This window comes from uncultured Bacteroides sp., assembly GCF_905207245.1.
In the GTDB taxonomy this organism is placed as follows: domain Bacteria; phylum Bacteroidota; class Bacteroidia; order Bacteroidales; family Bacteroidaceae; genus Bacteroides.
The window spans coordinates 1-16,561 of the sequence record NZ_CAJLKP010000102.1 but is presented as its reverse complement, the minus strand read 5'-3'; the positions used below and the strand labels follow the sequence as shown (position 1 = coordinate 16,561).

The window sequence follows — 16,561 nt, the reverse complement described above, 5'->3', positions numbered from 1 at the left end:
CCCGATAAGAATGACGGTCTTTCATGTGAATAAGAAGGAATCGGGCAGCTTCCAGCTTCAATGAATCATCCTGATAATGCAGTAATACCTTTTCTAACTCTGCACGATTTTCTCCGGCAAAGACTAATGTTTCTTCCAAACGACGTTCATTGTCAGAAACACAACTCTCCAATAAAATAGATACAAAAAAGCAGATTATAAAAAAGTATAAGTTATTTTTCATGTTCATTCTGCATTTCCCATTATTTTCAGAAGTAATGGAGAAGCTTTGGTATTGCAGTACACAGTTATCGTTTTGTTAAAATGTTCAGGATGTTCCGCTTTATAAGCCACATAAAGAGTAATTGAAGCTCCCGGACGAACAGGCTCCTTATCATACTCCACTTCAGTACAACCACAAGACGTTGAAACTGCATCGATAACCAATGGCTTATTTCCTGCATTTTTTAATGTAAAAACTACTTTTTGCTCTTTTCTCCAATCAAAATTACCTAAGGATAAAGATGTATTGTCAATACTGACTTCTGTCAGTAAATTAGTATCTTCATTTGTCTCTGCAGTTTCCCCTCCCAAAAGAATCTTCATATACAACTCCTTTATCTTAGGATTATGAACAGGATTACCAATTGCCATTACTTTATTATCTTTATCTAATAAGAAGGTCTGAAAAGCCATATCAGAAGGAAAGCTATTCAGTTTATTTAATGAGTCTTCCTCATCAATGCAAACCGGATACTTAAATCGATCTGCCAGCAAACTTTGATAAATTTCCGTCCCCCTCTTCGGAAAAAAGAAAAAAAGGAACTGAACTGAATCAGGCCGAAGGGAATCAATGGCATTCATAAGCTCTTTCCACTCAGAAAACTTCAGTTTACAACTGGTGCATCCGGTTGAATCCACATAGGTTATAATCTTGCATTTATCTTCTATCTGGAAGTTCACAGTATCTCTTCCTTGAATAGTAAAGACAGGATGATTTGGAAACCGTACCTCTCTACCTTCCCAATCTTGCAATAAAGTTATAACATCCTGCTTTCTTGAGTTGCTACAAGCAATAAGAAATAATGCAAATAATAATACTATGTATTTTTTCATAATCAGTAGAATTTATATCAATGTGTTCAATGAAAAGAAAGCATCCTTCTTTAAGTTTCCCCAGCAACTGCCAAAAATCACACTGTTTGTTTCATCCACAAAAAAGTCATATATCCACACATTCAATTTATACTTGGCTACTAAATTACCCTCCCAATCCAGCACAAGAATATTGCATCGTGGCTCCGCATCAGCTATTCCCAATTTATCCGGATTCAGTAAATAAATATATTTGTCTGTCACAAAAGATTGCCCAAAATGCCAATATCTCTCAGAAGCATTTTGGGGTACAACCTTATAATTACCAACTTCATTTTCCAGAAAAATATCATGGCACAGGCCACCTTCCTTATCGTAAATACGCACGCGGCGTAGTTGAGAATAAACAACGACAAAAGCACTCTTATCAGGCTTTACCCATAAACTATGCATATATGCCGTCTTAAATTCCCTACGTCTCTTAAAGCGCTTGTCATCCTCCGGATAGTCTCCTTTCGATACACATTGACGTTTTTGGGTATCCATAATATGAAACTCACGCATTCCCGGAAAATCATACATATCAGCATAGATATAAACATCAGGCCGCAGTTCCTGCACCGTACCTATAGAATAAGGCACTTTATTTGCTATTGCAAAAGAAGATGTTTGAACCAAAGAATCATTTTCCAACTCATAGACATCAACTTTACCTTGTTTTTCAATGTACAACTTTCCCTCTCCTATGGTTCTGGAGGCTCCGTCAGGTCCCTCCTGACTACATATCAGTTGCAATTCCGGATAAGAATAAATATTCATCATGCCATAATCACCAAAAACGAGCAGTCTGTTCTTCATTCTAAATAGTTGTGGAAGTTTTGCATCATTTTCCACAGCATACTCTTGTACGGGCATAACCGTATCAATAGGAAAAGAGTGCTTGTAACAAACCGGGACTGTGCGCTTTTCCTTATTGCAAGAGGTCAAAATGCTGATAATACAGCAAAAAACAATAAGATATAATCCTCTATAATTCATATTTCACCAATACATAATCCGGATCTGCCCCAATAGCATACAGAACATTATCTTGGCAATCTGCCGCAATATGCATTGTCGGTATCCCTAAATCAACAATCTTAATCAGATTACCATCATAGTCATATAAGAAAACAGTATGAGGACATTTGCTCACATCCCGTCCAACAGTAGATTCGTCCATTGGGTCTCTTGCTCTGTCACGTTCTAAAGCAATGATATAATCCTTACTCATACAGATTTCAAAGATGCCTCCAACCTTACGGTCAAAAATAATCTGATCGTTTACAACTTCATATTCATCACTATTAGATTTCCGTTCCCATAACAATTTGAAGGTATTCCCTGTTTCTTGATAAAGAGCTAAGTATGGAAAATTAAAAGAAGCATATGCTAAAGATCTCTTTTCTGGGTTATATGCCATATTCCCTCCAACATGTTGCTTTACCTCCGATACCGGATAAACTCCAAAAGTAGAGTTTTGCCCTTGAATGTTAGCTTTAAAATAGTCTTTGTCTCCATCCTCTGTTCTTCCTACAAATACCCCTTTCGCCAATTCACTCATCTGCGGACGGGTTATGCTTTCTGATTCAGACAAAGCTATAAAAGTTTCTTTCTGCAACACCAAACTATCCAAAGACAAGAACCCCTTCGTTTTTCCATTGGCATCATCAGCAAAAAAACAATTATCAATAGCCACTAAATTAATACCTCCTGTTATAAATTCCTGAGGTCCTTCACCTACCTTTCCCATAACCCCGATCTTTCTACCAGTCTCCTTATCATGCACATGAACAAAATAATCGCGGGCAAAAGGATCAGTCCATACTAAATAATCACCGGCAACAATGAGGCTTCCCGGCATAGTAGTCATAATATTGTTGTCCAATAACTTGTATGAGATTTCCTCATACTGTATATTTTCACTTTTACATCCTACCAAAAGAAAAAATAGAAAAGAAAAGACAATACTCTTTTTCATTATATTTAAAGGATTATGATTATTCATTTCATTCAAAAAAATCATCTTTTGCATCAATAATGATAGTAGAATGATCTTGATACTTTTTAAGTAAAGTCCAAGCCAGCAACATCAATTATAACAATAGCCGGATTTTCTTCCGGATTAGTAGTTTCTGTCTCCTTATCTAAAAGAAAGCCCATAAAGTACAATTTGTTATTCTCTGATAAAAATTGAGGATAATAGATATACGAATCAAAAGGAACCGATTGATCAAGATTAAATATAATATCCTTTCCCGAAGATTCCTGATAAATCCAATAATATATTTCAGGCACCGTCTGCCCCGATTTATTCAACAATACCTGTAAAAACAAGTAATTCTGATTCTCTGAACAATTAAGAATACTTGCATAATCCGATTTCTGCAAAAGTGGAACAACCTCCATTGCAGCTGTCTTATGCAATTCATGAGGGAGATGGTAATTAGGAAAATCTATTGAATAGGACTTTTTTATTTCCCCATCTGCAATTCGATAAATATCATGATTCAGAGTTTCTTTAAATGTGAGCATAGCACCTCTGCCAAAATTTGCTTCTACCATAGGAAGTAGCGTTGATTCTTCCTCAAGAAACTTTTGCAAATTCTGACATTGGGCATTCATCTTAGCCATTTTTGCCTCACCATTAACAGAATTATTGCCTAAATAGAGCCAATGATTCCCTTCCTCATCTACGGCAAATGAGAATGCCGTTTGTTTATGTTCTAATTTATCAACATACTTACCTTGATAATCATATACATAGATAAAGTCCCCTGATAAAATCTCTACAGTCTTTTCTCGTCTATTCAGGCAGACATCCCCTATTTCATTATACTCTTCCGGACCAATCCCTACCTGCCCTATATAATTGAGGAAATTACCTTCCTTATCAAAATGCATCGGGGCAATAGCAGATCCTCTTGAATAGACAAAATATGTTTCATCATAAAGTAAATATGCATTATTATCAATCATTGTCGAATCTGAAAAAGCCAGTTTTATAACATGCTCTGGAGATAGCGAAGAAACCTTTTGATACTTTACGGTTTTCGCAATATCAAATAAAAGTACATACTCCGCATTTCCGCTTTTCTTCTCATTTACACAACTCGCCAACACTAGTATTGTCCCAGCCAATAAATATAAACTCTTTTTCATAACTGCATTTTTTAAGTCCAAAGGGATGCATATCTTTTGGATATTGCATCCCTAAAATCAATCTTTTACAACAATCTATTTATAGCTCATTCCGAGTATAATCTAAGTTTGTTAACCATATTATTTGGCGCAATCCAGCCGACATCTTTCAGCGGTGTATTTGGTAGTACATTTATATGTAATACCACCCACATAGAACATGTTCCCATCGTCTGATACCGAGTTGTTTGAGATTCGCCGCCTTATGCCAATGCCTCAACATTAGCCAACATCAAATCCGACATAGTATCTACTTTCTGATTAGCATAGATACCGTAACCAGCAGGAAGCAAGTAATTACAAAAATCATCAAACGGACAATACTTATCCCAGCCACGCTGTTGCCAGGCTTCAAAAGCCAAATCTATATTTTCTATCAAATAATCCGCTTTTATCACCTGTGCATCATACACCTTTGGTGAGCCTGCATAAGAATAGCTGCGCCATTTATCCCGCCGTCCACGTTCCATAAAACCCTGTTGACAGCTGGTTTCAATCAAAGCCTGCCGCACGCTGTCTATTCCAGCACCCCGATAAGAATGACGGTCTTTCATGTGAATAAGAAGGAATCGGGCAGCTTCCAGTTTCAATGAATCATCCTGATAATGCAGTAATACCTTTTCTAACCCCGTACGATTCTCTCCGGCAAAGACCAATGTTTCTTCCAAACGACGTTCATTGTCAGAAACACAGCTTCCCAAATGCACGCATAAGAAGAAAAAAAAGATACAAATTATCTTTCATGTTCATTCTGCATTTCCCATTATCTTTAAAAGTAAAGGAGAAACTTTTGCATTGCAATACACAGTTATTGTTTTATTGAAATGCTCAGGATGCTCTGCCTTATAACTCACATGGAGATCAACAGAACCACCCGGACGTACAGGCTCTTTATCGTATTCTACCTTCGTGCAACCACAAGACGTTGCAACTGCGTCAATCACCAATGTATTATTACCAGTATTTTTCAATGTGAAAACTACTTTTTGTTCTTTTTCCCAACTAAAGTTCCCCAAGGGTAAAGAGGTACTATTAAGGCTCACTTCTGTTTCTAAAATAGTATTTTCATTTTTCGATACAGTTTCCCTTCCCAAAAGAATTTTCATATAAAGTTCCTTTATTTTAGGATTACGAATGGGATTACCAATGGCAATTACTTCATTATTCTTGTCTAATAAGAAAGTCTGAAAATCTATATCAGCAGGAAAATGGTTCAATTTATTTAACGAATCATTCATATCAAAACAAACCGGATACTTAAACGCTTCACGACGAATTATATAATGTAATTCGTCCACATTCTTTGGAGAAAAATAGAACACAAATGCTGTTTTAGGTCCAGTTAAACTGTCAACTTCTGAAATAAAATTCTTCCATTGTGACAACTGTAATTTACAGCTTGTACAACCAATAGAATCCATGTAAGATAGAACCCTATATTGAGTATTCGAAAATGAAAAGTTTACTGTATCTTCTCCCAAAACAGTAAAAACAAGATGATTTGGGAAAATAATTTCTTTATTTTTCCATTCCTGAATTAACTGAATGATATTATTCTTTTTATTCTCTTTGCAAGAAAAAAAACAAAACAATATCAATAATAAATAGAAATGTTTCATGATATGACTAAGAGTTACTGTTTAAATCTATAAATGATAGTCTCATCAACATCCGAAACATATCCGACAAGACACCCTTCGGTATCAATATTGATAGAATCAACTATTTTCCCCAATGTATACTTTACTCGGCACTCTCCATGGCAATCATATACCTCAACAATATTACCAAAATTCTCTCCATTTCTCGACTTTAAACAATAGAATAAACCCTCATAAGAAGCAACAGCAACATAATAATGAAGCAAATCATTATAACTTTCCAGTTCAGATTGGTCCTTATCACTACCCAAAACAACCATAGGCTTTATTTTATCATTAACTATAGAATATAACTCTATTCTATCCATATATTTATAAGCAACAATAAAGGTTGAATCATATATGCATTGAATAAAATCAAAAGGAGTATACGACGCTTCTGCCTTTCGAATAGGATTCTTGTACGAATCTAATATTTCATTTTTACCCAAATCAGCTATTTCCCATGATGAGGATTCATACTCATCTATTTTCATTAAGTATTTATCGCCTTCTATTTGACTAATAAACGTAAAAAGTTTGCATACACCATCTTCACCATTATATAAAGGAAGCTTTTTAGAAATCCATAATGAATCCTCTCCTAGCGTCAATTGCACAAGTTTTCTACTCATCAAATCATACAATAATGCATCCTCTGATACAGCATCCCCACTAAATGCACTTACAAACTCATCAGGGCCTTGCCCTATTTTTCCATAACCATATAGTTTTTGGCAATTCGGATAAGAGTAAACCGACAAAAAATTATCCGTTACTTTATAGGTTATAAAACTGATATTATTAGCATTAATCTTCCATCCCTGTAAAGAAAAGGCATCTTCTATTTTCATAGAATCCAATACCTGTAATTCAATCACAGTATCAAAATTTCTTTCCTTCTGTTGAAAACCAATATATTGCCCTTTTGTTGTGCAACCAAAAAGAAAAATAAATAACAATAGATATAAAGTACTTATCTTCATAAAATTCCTTTCTTCAGTAGAGGAATAGATATCTTATATCATCTATTCCTCTAACATACAACCAATTAATTATTGACAATTACCCGCTTTCTTGTCTGGAGCATTAGGAACTACAACCATACAACAATCATATGCACGGCCAGAATTAGACGTAAAGGCCTTGTATCCATTAATATAATGACAACCAGCACTTTCACCACCAGCTAATGCTTCAACATTAGCTAACATCAAATTTGACATAGTATCTACTTTTTGATTAGCATAGATACCATAACCTGCAATTGCTGCAAAAGCTGCAACAAAAGCTATTTTCATAAACTTTTTCATTCTTATATTGTTTAAAAAGGAAGTATATTCAATTAACTATATCAAGCACACTTCATGTGCAGTCGAAAATTAAGATATAAATACCTTATTAGAGCATATTTCATACTGCACTATCGTAACAGCAGAAATCAGTTTCCGTTTTTCATTAAAAATTTGTATCTTCGCCAGGCTTCTATATTTTAGGGGTTACGGAGCATTCGGTATTCTATTGCAGCAACAAGTCGTTTACCGTCTGCTCCTTTAAATAAGTTATCACTCTATATAGTTTTTATACTATATTTCCTTAATGGTTCACTTGCACATCAACTAAATCCCATAATATCTGTTGAAGGATTAAATATATCATGCAATTCCTGATTTATTTCCAAGGAATACTATAGATGTATACAACATCTTCCCTATCTTGACATACAGCATATAATCTACCATCTGTAGAAGATCTTGCCAGACAATTTACAGGCTTATCCAGTAAATAATGAGCCCTTGGAATACCTTCCCAATCCCAAATTTCTAAGACCTTCCCTTCTTCTTTATCTGTTAAAACATAGATATAATTCTCATCCGCATAAGGATAAGAGGAATAATATATAGTTTTTTCTTCTGATATATCCTTTTGTGACGATTCAAGCATGGTCTCTTTCAAAAGTTCTCCTTTAGAATTATAGATTCTACAAAGTTTTATATAAGCATAAAATGCAGCAAATTTATCACCCTGAGGATTGGCAACCGTCAACTTATTATAGACAAAACGGTTCAATTCCTCTTCTTTTTTCTCTAACAAACCTTTCGGATAATCACCAAAATATTGTACTGTTCCATCTTTGTCAAGCAAAGCATACTCATACTCTTCCTTATCAGAAATAAAGCAATAACTATCATTCTTTAAAAAAAGGAAACGATTCAATTCTCTTTGTTCTACTTCCAGTTGTTTGGCAGAGACCACTTTAAAAGTACCTACTGAATCTACGGCTACTTCTTTCACTTTATTCGAAGCTATTTCAAATGCTTTAAAACCATCCGACATTTCTTGAAATGTCCTATCAAGCATCAAGAAATCATCAGGTCCTTCCCCCCTACTACCAGCCCTAAACAAGTAACGACATTCAGGCAATTTCCAAAAAGAGAACATAGTATCACTTCTCTGTTGATAAGCCACCAACATATTATCTGTAACAAATAATCGAGTCACAGATAATAAAATCGGAGAAATAGAAATACTATCTGCCTTCAACTCTTTTAGTGGAGGGAATTTTCCCGACAGTTTTCCACTATACGTACATCCCTCCAATAGAAAAAAAAGAATGAAGAGAGACGCTAAAAGTATATAAATACGCTTCATTACTCTATCAATTAAAATTATTAAAGATACAATACACCAACAAAACGTACACCGCCTGTTCTTTTTAACTATCTTATATCTCAAGATCAGCTTATATCAAACTCCAATATAGGTTCATCCTTATTCACATCCGTAGTATAAATCACCCCACGTTGCTCATCTACCGATATGCCACAAATATAATGGTCCAATACATATTTCTTTAACGGTTCACCCGTCAAACTAAACACATAGATATATTGCCCACCATCCAAGTGGCTAACACCATTCTGCGCACTCCGTGCTATTTCTTTGAATGAACGCCCTTGAAAAACTGCATAAATAGCTTTATCCGTTACCTGCACATCACTAAACCCCATAATGCCTATTGGGATACCATAACCTTCGGATACCTGAAATTCCGGCTCACCATGCGGACCAGCACACACAACATGTGTACTGTCTTTGAAATTATAGATTTCAAGCACTTCACCTAACTGAGTAACAGCTGCAAGTACTCCATTCTGCGGATTATAATCTATAAAACTACGCCACGCCTGTGCCAAAGCTGGACGGACATTCTGCAAAGCATCTTCATTGGCAGAAGGAATAGTACCGAATTTGTGCAGCAATCTTCCATTTCTATCTACCCTACAAAAACGGCTGTCACCCGAATAATCGGGAATGATAAAGGTAGAGTCCTCACACATCACAAAATCCAATGCCCTGAGAATATCTTTATCCAGATTCACCGCTTCCTTACGAAGCAGTGAATCGCCGGATAAAGCAAACTCAAACCTTGTTAATTCTGACTTATTAGCATCCAATGTCCACAAAAAAGCCCCATTCCATCGGAAATTTTCGGCAGAAAGCATATCCTGCGGTGCATCACCACGCTTCCCAAAAGAAGACAGATAATGAAAATCAGGATAACTGAATGCATGAAAGAAATAATCTGTTCCATGTAAATCAAGTACCACGACTTTACCATCTCCACTATGTAACCGGAAAGGATAGCGGAATAAAGCTGTATCCAATAGTATTGTTTTCGCTTTCAACTCTTGTTCCTGTGAAAAATCAGTATAGTACTCTTTACCGGAAACAACTGACTTTGAAGTACAGGAAATGAAAAGAAAGATATATGCAAGACTAATAATATAAGCGATACGGAGTGGCATAAGAATAGACTTTATCGTGATTAAATGGACAATCAACCGAACCCGTTCCAAAACAAATAATATTAGTATTTTCAGTATCTGCTAAAGCTTCAATATTCTCTAATAGCAGAGAGGACATTTTTACAGATGACTGTTTACTATAAACATACCCACCCATTGCAATAGCCACAACTCCCATAAATACCAGAATCTTTTTCATATTGTTTTTCATTTAACTATTATATTTTCCATCAATGATTATTACGCTGACAAATGTAAAAAATGAATAGATTCAAAACGTGTTTACAGGGGTTAAAAAAGGCGTAAGAAAATTCTTACGCCCCCTTTTTCAACTGAAAATATACCACTTATCTTTTTTCAACAAACAAATAAAAGCCTAACTCATTTTGTTTATTTTTACCGGATTCTATTTTCACATGTGACTTTTCACTGTCAAGAAACGTCCTAAGATGGCTTATGGTCACTCTTCTTTTACCATCAATACCGATATGTTGAGGACACCAGCCACAAATCGCAACAACCCGGTCGTTTGATAAGAAATGATGCTTCGTATGAATAAATGCAGATAGCAGCTTATATGCTTGCCCTGTACAATTCACCACTTTATCTTCAAAAGTAAGCGTACACGCTTCCTCATCAAAAATAACTCCACCTATTTTATATTTCTTTTCAGAAATGTATAACACAACATCATCCGAGCTATTTGCTTCATCGTTATCCTCTTTTTTCCGGTTATGCAAAAAAAGTAGGATAAATACACACAAGCAAAGGGCAATAATAGTAAAACAAGCTATAATCCCATTCTTTCTCCAATCGGCACAGAACCAAGGAGACGGTACTGAAAGATAAGCCGTCAATTCAAGAAAATACATATCATCTAAATAGTAAGTTCCTAACTTGAACTTATCAGTCATCAGTATTGAATCACCAGCCATAAACCTTTTTCCGTTCCTGTCACCCGGTAGCTCAGATTGCAACACGAGAGCAGAAGTACAATATGATTGTATACCGTCTATATCTTTTTGCCACAACTCATTTAAAAGATCAACAGAGAGTGTATCCAACAATAGTAATATACGAGCTTTTGAACTTAACACCCATGAAAAAATCAATCGCTTTCTTTCCTTTATCGAATCAACCGCTACTACCATTTCTCCTTCAGCCAGCACCATACGACGTTTCTTACTTTTCACTTTCTCCTCACCTCCGCTAAAAGAATACGGAATTCCAAGTTTATCAAACTCCCGGTTCACCCAAAGTTCTGTCGCAGATTTCAATGAAGCTTCTGCTTTCTGCTTACATATCCTACGTCCTTCCACTCCGCTCTCATAAACCTGAAAAGCAAGCATTCCTATTACGAGAATCAATATTCCCTCCAATACATATAATATTTGTCGATAGTGTTTCATTATATAAATAAGTCATTTATTCTGCAAAAGTACACAAACATCTTTAAAGATAAAGCACGACAGAAAGCCTTCATTAAAGTTCCGAAAAATTATAAGAATAGAGATTATCCTCCACATCCGCAACACAAAGGATATGACATACAATCAATCACCTCTATTAACCAAACATACTGATTTACTTCCTTTTTACAGAATGCAAAAATACCCCATAAAAATGAGAAAAACATATAACAACATGATTTAAAAGAAGATTTAGACGATTGTTTTATTCATTTGGATTATAATTGCATTATACCCTGAATGTACTTGCTCCGTACCTTCTCCACTCACAGGTACCCCTAAGCGAAGAAACTACGGCCTTGGTACGGAGCAAGTGCATTCCGGGTATAATGCGGATAAACCATCATACACCAGAAAAGACAAATTTACCAACTACGCAAAACGACGCAAATTAACGCAAAAATCACATGGATAGGATTGATAAGAATCCTTTTCCATATATTTGCGCAATAACAAAAATAAGTAACTTAAAAACACGATAACATGGGAATTATCAATCAAGGCATTCTCGGAGGATTCTCCGGCAAAGTGGGACCGATAGTCGGTTTCCGTTGGAAATCAAACTACTATATACGCGCACATGCCGCCAAAGTCAGCAATCCACGTACACCTCGGCAGCAGGAGCAACGGGGCAAATTTGCCACAGCATTCAACTTCCTGAAAACAATAAAACCCTTTATACGTATGGGTTATAAAGAATTTACACAGGATAAATCCGCGTTCAATGCCGCCATGTCCTACACACTGAAAAGAGCCGTGACGGGCAGTGGAAAAGATATTGCGATTGACTTCAACCGGGCACTGGTCTCTATGGGAACCCTGATGCCCGTATTCGAAGGTACAGCCACGCAGGATAGAAGTAAAATGACCTTCAACTGGCACGATAATAGCGGCACAGGAAATGCAGAAGACACAGACATAGCCATGCTGTTGGTGTACAACAAAGATAAGGAAGCAGCCGTCTACAACGCCGAAGCCGCCTTGCGCTCCGACAAGCACGCAGAACTGGCACTTCCGGATAATTGGCAGGATGACGAACTGGTAGCCTACCTCAGCTTTTGCAGTGCCGACGGAAGCTGTGTAGCCAACAGCATCTGTCTGCCTGTCTCCGTAATTTCCGCACCGGAAGACGAGGTAGAAATGGAAATGAAACCCATCTCCCACCACTCTAATCTCAACCTCTCAACTCCCTGCATACAAGAAGTTAACTCCCTGTCGACAAGAAGTCAACTCCTTGCTGACAGGAAGTTAACTTCTTGTAAGGCACTGAATGTCAGCTACCATATATTGCAATAAAAAAGGGAAACCAACGAATCGGCCTCCCTTTTTTATCTCGAAATTAGAGATTAACAGATTACTTGTTAACTCTTTTTTCTTTAATTCTTGCTTTCTTACCGGTAAGAGCACGCAGGTAGTACAATTTAGCGCGACGAACCTTACCTACCTTGTTCACCTCGATGTTATCGATAGCCGGTGATTCAATTGGGAAAATACGTTCTACACCTACAGTACCGGACATCTTGCGTACAGTGAAACGCTTCTTTTCTCCGTGACCGGCAATCTTGATAACAACACCACGGTACAACTGTACACGTTCTTTGTTACCTTCGACAATACGATATGCTACTGTAACAGTGTCACCTGCTTTGAAGCTCGGGTGTTGTTTACCGGTAGCAAATGCTTCTTCTGCAATTTTAATTAAATCCATTGTTATTATTCTTAAAATGTTTGATCGTTACAACGCAACATACCAGGCTTCTCTCTATGTCCTGACAGCGATTGCGCGAAAGCGGTGCAAAGTAACGAATTATTTGGCAGATACACAAACAATTCGCTCATTTTTTGCTTAGCGGCGGTCGCCTGAAGAGCGGCTGGAACTACTGGAATTACTGCCTCTTGTAGAAGAAGAACCACTGCTGCGAGTACTGCTTCCTGAGGAACTCCGCACGCTGGAAGAACTGTTCTCTTTGCGCTCCGTGCTCGGTTTGGTAGTGGTAGTACTGCGGCGTGTACTGTTATTGCTGCGTGTGGTGCTACTGCTGCGAGAGCTATTGGTATTAGTCCGTGAACTGCTACTGTTGCCGCGTGAACTGTTATTGCGATTAGTGGTAGCATTACTGTTCGTACTTTCACGGCGGGTGGTGCCTGTAGTGCCGGAGCGATTGGTGCTCGAACTGCTGCGGCGGGTGGTGTATACATCATCCCTCGCCGGCGCACGGTTAGAGCCCGGACGTACGGTTACAGACCCGAAATCAGAACGGCGGTGCGTAGTGTAGGACTTATGGTCGCGGATGCGGTAAGAGCCATTATAATAGGGATGTTTGTAGCGTCCGCGGTAATAGCTTGAATTATTATAATGCGTGCGATAGTGTCCGCCCACATACGTGCGATAGTGATAGGGACGGGGGAAGTAGAAATGGTTATGATTGGTATACGTGACGTAAACACGGAAATACCAACGGTTTCCACTGGTATAGATGGGCCGGTAGAAGTATTCAGCCTGTATGAAGCGGCCATATTGCCCACTGTTCAGCACCCAACGGAGGTCGTCATTGCGCACATCCAGATAGTCGTAGTAGCGATTGAGCGCCCATTCTTCGCCGCGCAACACATCATCCATCAGATAGCGTACACCGGAGATGAAGTCATAATTGATTTCATATACATCATTGTATTGCTCGGTATTCAGGTTCAGCTCGTAAGCCATTTTATCAGTGAGGAAACGGGTTTCCTTACGTACTTTGCTATTACTCATAGCGTCCGTGCCTGCACTGCAAACAGCAGTACTCAAGGTGGCAAGCAGGATAAATAATATTCGTTTCATGATAGCGTCTTTTTACTTAGTTGATGAATATCTATATCTTTGTTGGAAACAAAAATAGGGGAAGATTATCCCCTATCCGCTTGTTTCTCTCTATTCTTATATAGGGATTTCCCTAATCCGTTTAGGACTTCAGGGGCTTTGCCAACGTGATTCCATCTTCCTGCAAGAGGATGAGATGTTTTTTATAAAGATCGCCCACCCCTTTCTTAAAGGTCTTCTTGCTGACCCCGAAGGTAGAGTAGATTTCATCTGCCGGACTTTTATCATTCAGATAAATCCGTCCGCCGTTATCCTTTATATATTGCAGCAGGGTTTTAGAGAAGTCATCCACTTTCTCAAATCCCGGTTTCTGAAGCACCAGGTCAATCTTGCCATCCTCACGCACTTGCTTGATGAAAGCTTTCAATCTATCACCCGTACGGAGGGACTGGAATATCTCACTATCATACAACAAACCGCTATACTTATTCTCAATGATAGCCTTGAAACCTAAATCTGTCTTCTGCCAGATAAGGATGTTCACTTCATCCCCCGCCTCATAGGGGGCCGCCTCTTTAGAAAGGTAGCGGTCCACTTTGGCAGAAGCCACTATGCGATAGCTTTCATCATCCAGATGAGCATAAATGACGTATTTATTCCCCACTTGCATCTTCATCTTCTGTTCACGGAAGGGGACGAAGAGGTCTTTCATCAAGCCCCAGTTGAGAAATGCGCCATACTCGTTCACCCATGCCACTTCCAGACAGGCAAACTCACCCACCTGCACCAGTGGCGTCAGCGTGGTGGCAACCAGACGCTCCTCGCTATCCAGATAGATGAATACGTTCAGTTCATCTCCCGGCTGGCAACCTTCGGGCACATAGCGCAGAGGAAGCAGGATTTCTCCATCCTCACCGCCATCCAGATACATGCCGAACTCCACTTCTTTGACTACCTTTAAGGTATTGAATCTTCCTAATTCGATGCTCATAACTTCTTTCGTTTGGGACAAAGATAATGCAAACCGAAGGCAGTACAAAATAAGCTTGCTTATTTTTAATGCTAAGGTGCAGCTTATCTTCGCTTTTGAGCAAAGATAATGCAAACCGAAAGCAGTACAAAATAAGCTTGCTTATTTTTAATAACGCAGAGGTGCGGCTTATCCTCGCTTTTAAGCAAAGATTAGTATAAGGAATAACTTTTCAATCTAACCCATAACTTTTTTCTATGAACAAATCTCCTGGAAAACAGTTATTTTTGTAGCGGGAAATCAAAAATAAGAAAATACTATTCACCTTTAAATAGATAAAAGTTATGGAATTTCTAACAAACGAAAAGCTTACGATTGTAGGAGCAGCCGGAATGATCGGCTCAAACATGGCACAAACTGCCATCATGATGCACCTGACCCCCAACATCTGTCTGTACGACCCTTACGGTCCGGGACTGGAAGGTGTGGCCGAAGAAATGTTCCACTGCGGTTTTGAGGGATTGAACCTCACTTACACTTCTGATATCAAAGAAGCGTTGACCGGTGCCAAGTACATCGTATCTTCGGGTGGTGCCGCCCGCAAAGCTGGCATGACGCGTGAAGACCTATTGAAAGGTAATGCTGCCATTGCCGAAGAATTCGGTAAGAACGTAAAGGCTTACTGTCCGGACGTGAAACATGTGGTAGTTATTTTCAACCCTGCCGATATCACCGGATTAATCACTTTGCTGTATGCCGGACTGAAACCTTCACAAGTGACCACACTCGCCGCTCTCGACAGTACCCGCCTGCGCAGCGAACTTGCCAAACACTTCCACATCTCTCCTGATAAAGTAGAGAACTGCCGTACGTATGGCGGACATGGAGAACAGATGGCAGTTTACGCTTCCACCGCAAAAGTAGACGGCAAACCGTTGTTGGACATCATCGGCACACCTGCCCTTACTGCCGAGCAATGGGCTGAAATCCAGACCAAGGTAACCAAAGGTGGTGCGAACATCATCAACCTTCGCGGACGTTCTTCTTTCCAAAGCCCGGCTTATGTTTCTATCGAAATGATTGCCGCCGCCATGGGTGGTAAACCTTTCCGCTGGCCTGCCGGCACATATGTGCACAGCCATGGTTTCGACCATATCATGATGGCTATGGAAACGGAAATCAACAAAGACGGCGTGCACTACAAAGAGCTGAAAGGCACTCCGGAAGAAGAGGCTAAACTGAAAGAAAGCTACGCCCACCTCTGCAAGTTGCGCGACGAAGTGATTGAAATGGGAGTGCTTCCTGCCATCAAAGACTGGAAGAGCATCAACCCGAACATTGACTAAATCCATATAAACGGGATATCCCCCACAACTCCTAACCAGAGATTCCCTCTTGCGTCAGCAGAAACCGAATGCAAGAGGGATTTTTCTTTTATTTTTTCAGGAATCCTTTGGCTGTATAAAAAAAACTATTTATCTTTGCACCCGCAAACGGAGAAGGTGCCATAGCTCAGTTGGTAGAGCAAAGGACTGAAAATCCTTGTGTCCCCGGTT

Annotated in this window: 17 protein-coding genes and 1 pseudogene; 2 read left to right on the top strand and 16 right to left on the bottom strand. The window is 38.7% G+C overall.

Annotated elements, in window-relative coordinates; translation table 11 throughout:
• From QZ135_RS21945 to QZ135_RS21885, 13 genes and pseudogenes are all read right to left on the bottom strand, one after another.
• Nucleotides 1–223, bottom strand: a pseudogene (locus tag QZ135_RS21945) (hypothetical protein); the annotation flags it as partial.
• Between the two features lie 2 nt (nt 224–225).
• Entirely contained in the window at nt 226–1,095 is an 870-nt protein-coding gene (locus QZ135_RS21940) for a DUF1573 domain-containing protein (RefSeq protein ID WP_294614598.1), read from the bottom strand.
• Nucleotides 1,096–1,107: 12 nt separating this feature from the next.
• A complete protein-coding gene (locus QZ135_RS21935) occupies nt 1,108–1,932 on the bottom strand; it encodes a BF3164 family lipoprotein (protein WP_294614595.1) in 825 nt (274 codons plus the stop codon).
• Nucleotides 1,933–2,101: 169 nt separating this feature from the next.
• Nucleotides 2,102–3,130 carry a hypothetical protein gene (locus QZ135_RS21930; RefSeq protein WP_294614592.1) on the bottom strand — a complete coding sequence of 343 codons (1,029 nt, stop codon included), beginning with the start codon at nt 3,128–3,130 and terminating at the stop codon, nt 2,102–2,104.
• Between the two features lie 50 nt (nt 3,131–3,180).
• Nucleotides 3,181–4,275, bottom strand: a complete 1,095-nt coding sequence (locus QZ135_RS21925; RefSeq protein ID WP_294614589.1) for a 6-bladed beta-propeller — start codon at nt 4,273–4,275, stop codon at nt 3,181–3,183.
• A gap of 242 nt (nt 4,276–4,517) precedes the next feature.
• Nucleotides 4,518–4,982, bottom strand: coding sequence for a hypothetical protein (locus QZ135_RS21920; protein ID WP_294614586.1), 465 nt, complete (start codon nt 4,980–4,982; stop codon nt 4,518–4,520).
• A 78-nt stretch (nt 4,983–5,060) separates the two neighbouring features.
• Entirely contained in the window at nt 5,061–5,933 is an 873-nt protein-coding gene (locus QZ135_RS21915; RefSeq protein ID WP_294614583.1) for a DUF1573 domain-containing protein, read from the bottom strand.
• Between the two features lie 14 nt (nt 5,934–5,947).
• Entirely contained in the window at nt 5,948–6,940 is a 993-nt protein-coding gene (locus QZ135_RS21910; protein ID WP_294614580.1) for a hypothetical protein, read from the bottom strand.
• Between the two features lie 69 nt (nt 6,941–7,009).
• Nucleotides 7,010–7,267: an NVEALA domain-containing protein gene (locus QZ135_RS21905; RefSeq protein WP_294614577.1), complete on the bottom strand. Its 258-nt coding sequence runs from the start codon at nt 7,265–7,267 to the stop codon at nt 7,010–7,012.
• 358 nt (nt 7,268–7,625) lie between these two features.
• Entirely contained in the window at nt 7,626–8,606 is a 981-nt protein-coding gene (locus QZ135_RS21900) for a BF3164 family lipoprotein (protein WP_294614575.1), read from the bottom strand.
• 86 nt (nt 8,607–8,692) lie between these two features.
• The gene (locus QZ135_RS21895; protein ID WP_294614572.1) at nt 8,693–9,763 is read right to left on the bottom strand and encodes a BF3164 family lipoprotein; all 1,071 of its coding nucleotides are present in this window, start codon (nt 9,761–9,763) and stop codon (nt 8,693–8,695) included.
• Nucleotides 9,735–9,962: an NVEALA domain-containing protein gene (locus QZ135_RS21890; RefSeq protein ID WP_294614569.1), complete on the bottom strand. Its 228-nt coding sequence runs from the start codon at nt 9,960–9,962 to the stop codon at nt 9,735–9,737. Before QZ135_RS21890 ends, QZ135_RS21895 begins: the two co-directional genes overlap by 29 nt.
• Nucleotides 9,963–10,110: 148 nt before the next feature.
• Nucleotides 10,111–11,172, bottom strand: a complete 1,062-nt coding sequence (locus tag QZ135_RS21885; protein WP_294614567.1) for a hypothetical protein — start codon at nt 11,170–11,172, stop codon at nt 10,111–10,113.
• Nucleotides 11,173–11,715: 543 nt separating this feature from the next.
• Here QZ135_RS21885 and QZ135_RS21880 point away from each other — a divergent pair.
• Entirely contained in the window at nt 11,716–12,528 is an 813-nt protein-coding gene (locus tag QZ135_RS21880; protein WP_294614564.1) for a DUF6266 family protein, read from the top strand.
• A 58-nt stretch (nt 12,529–12,586) separates the two neighbouring features.
• On the opposite strand, the gene rplS is transcribed toward QZ135_RS21880, so the two are convergent.
• From rplS to QZ135_RS21865, 3 genes are all read right to left on the bottom strand, one after another.
• Nucleotides 12,587–12,940: a 50S ribosomal protein L19 gene (rplS, locus tag QZ135_RS21875; protein WP_294614561.1), complete on the bottom strand. Its 354-nt coding sequence runs from the start codon at nt 12,938–12,940 to the stop codon at nt 12,587–12,589.
• 138 nt (nt 12,941–13,078) lie between these two features.
• Entirely contained in the window at nt 13,079–14,056 is a 978-nt protein-coding gene (locus tag QZ135_RS21870; RefSeq protein ID WP_294614558.1) for a hypothetical protein, read from the bottom strand.
• A 121-nt stretch (nt 14,057–14,177) separates the two neighbouring features.
• Nucleotides 14,178–15,026, bottom strand: coding sequence for a S1-like domain-containing RNA-binding protein (locus QZ135_RS21865; RefSeq protein ID WP_294614555.1), 849 nt, complete (start codon nt 15,024–15,026; stop codon nt 14,178–14,180).
• Between the two features lie 323 nt (nt 15,027–15,349).
• On the opposite strand from QZ135_RS21865, the gene QZ135_RS21860 reads away from it, so the two are divergent.
• Nucleotides 15,350–16,351: a malate dehydrogenase gene (locus tag QZ135_RS21860; protein ID WP_294614552.1), complete on the top strand. Its 1,002-nt coding sequence runs from the start codon at nt 15,350–15,352 to the stop codon at nt 16,349–16,351.
• Nucleotides 16,352–16,561: the final 210 nt, after the last annotated feature.

Bases quoted from the DNA above. Each gene is read 5' to 3' on its own strand.
- QZ135_RS21940 (WP_294614598.1), bottom strand. From the start codon at position 1,095: ATGAAAAAATACATAGTATTATTATTTGCATTATTTCTTATTGCTTGT.
- QZ135_RS21935 (WP_294614595.1), bottom strand. From the start codon at position 1,932: ATGAAGAACAGACTGCTCGTTTTTGGTGATTATGGCATGATGAATATT.
- QZ135_RS21925 (WP_294614589.1), bottom strand. From the start codon at position 4,275: ATGAAAAAGAGTTTATATTTATTGGCTGGGACAATACTAGTGTTGGCG.
- QZ135_RS21915 (WP_294614583.1), bottom strand. From the start codon at position 5,933: ATGAAACATTTCTATTTATTATTGATATTGTTTTGTTTTTTTTCTTGC.
- QZ135_RS21910 (WP_294614580.1), bottom strand. From the start codon at position 6,940: ATGAAGATAAGTACTTTATATCTATTGTTATTTATTTTTCTTTTTGGT.
- QZ135_RS21905 (WP_294614577.1), bottom strand. From the start codon at position 7,267: ATGAAAAAGTTTATGAAAATAGCTTTTGTTGCAGCTTTTGCAGCAATT.
- QZ135_RS21900 (WP_294614575.1), bottom strand. From the start codon at position 8,606: ATGAAGCGTATTTATATACTTTTAGCGTCTCTCTTCATTCTTTTTTTT.
- QZ135_RS21895 (WP_294614572.1), bottom strand. From the start codon at position 9,763: ATGCCACTCCGTATCGCTTATATTATTAGTCTTGCATATATCTTTCTT.
- QZ135_RS21890 (WP_294614569.1), bottom strand. From the start codon at position 9,962: ATGAAAAAGATTCTGGTATTTATGGGAGTTGTGGCTATTGCAATGGGT.
- QZ135_RS21885 (WP_294614567.1), bottom strand. From the start codon at position 11,172: ATGAAACACTATCGACAAATATTATATGTATTGGAGGGAATATTGATT.
- QZ135_RS21880 (WP_294614564.1), top strand. From the start codon at position 11,716: ATGGGAATTATCAATCAAGGCATTCTCGGAGGATTCTCCGGCAAAGTG.
- rplS (WP_294614561.1), bottom strand. From the start codon at position 12,940: ATGGATTTAATTAAAATTGCAGAAGAAGCATTTGCTACCGGTAAACAA.
- QZ135_RS21870 (WP_294614558.1), bottom strand. From the start codon at position 14,056: ATGAAACGAATATTATTTATCCTGCTTGCCACCTTGAGTACTGCTGTT.
- QZ135_RS21865 (WP_294614555.1), bottom strand. From the start codon at position 15,026: ATGAGCATCGAATTAGGAAGATTCAATACCTTAAAGGTAGTCAAAGAA.
- QZ135_RS21860 (WP_294614552.1), top strand. From the start codon at position 15,350: ATGGAATTTCTAACAAACGAAAAGCTTACGATTGTAGGAGCAGCCGGA.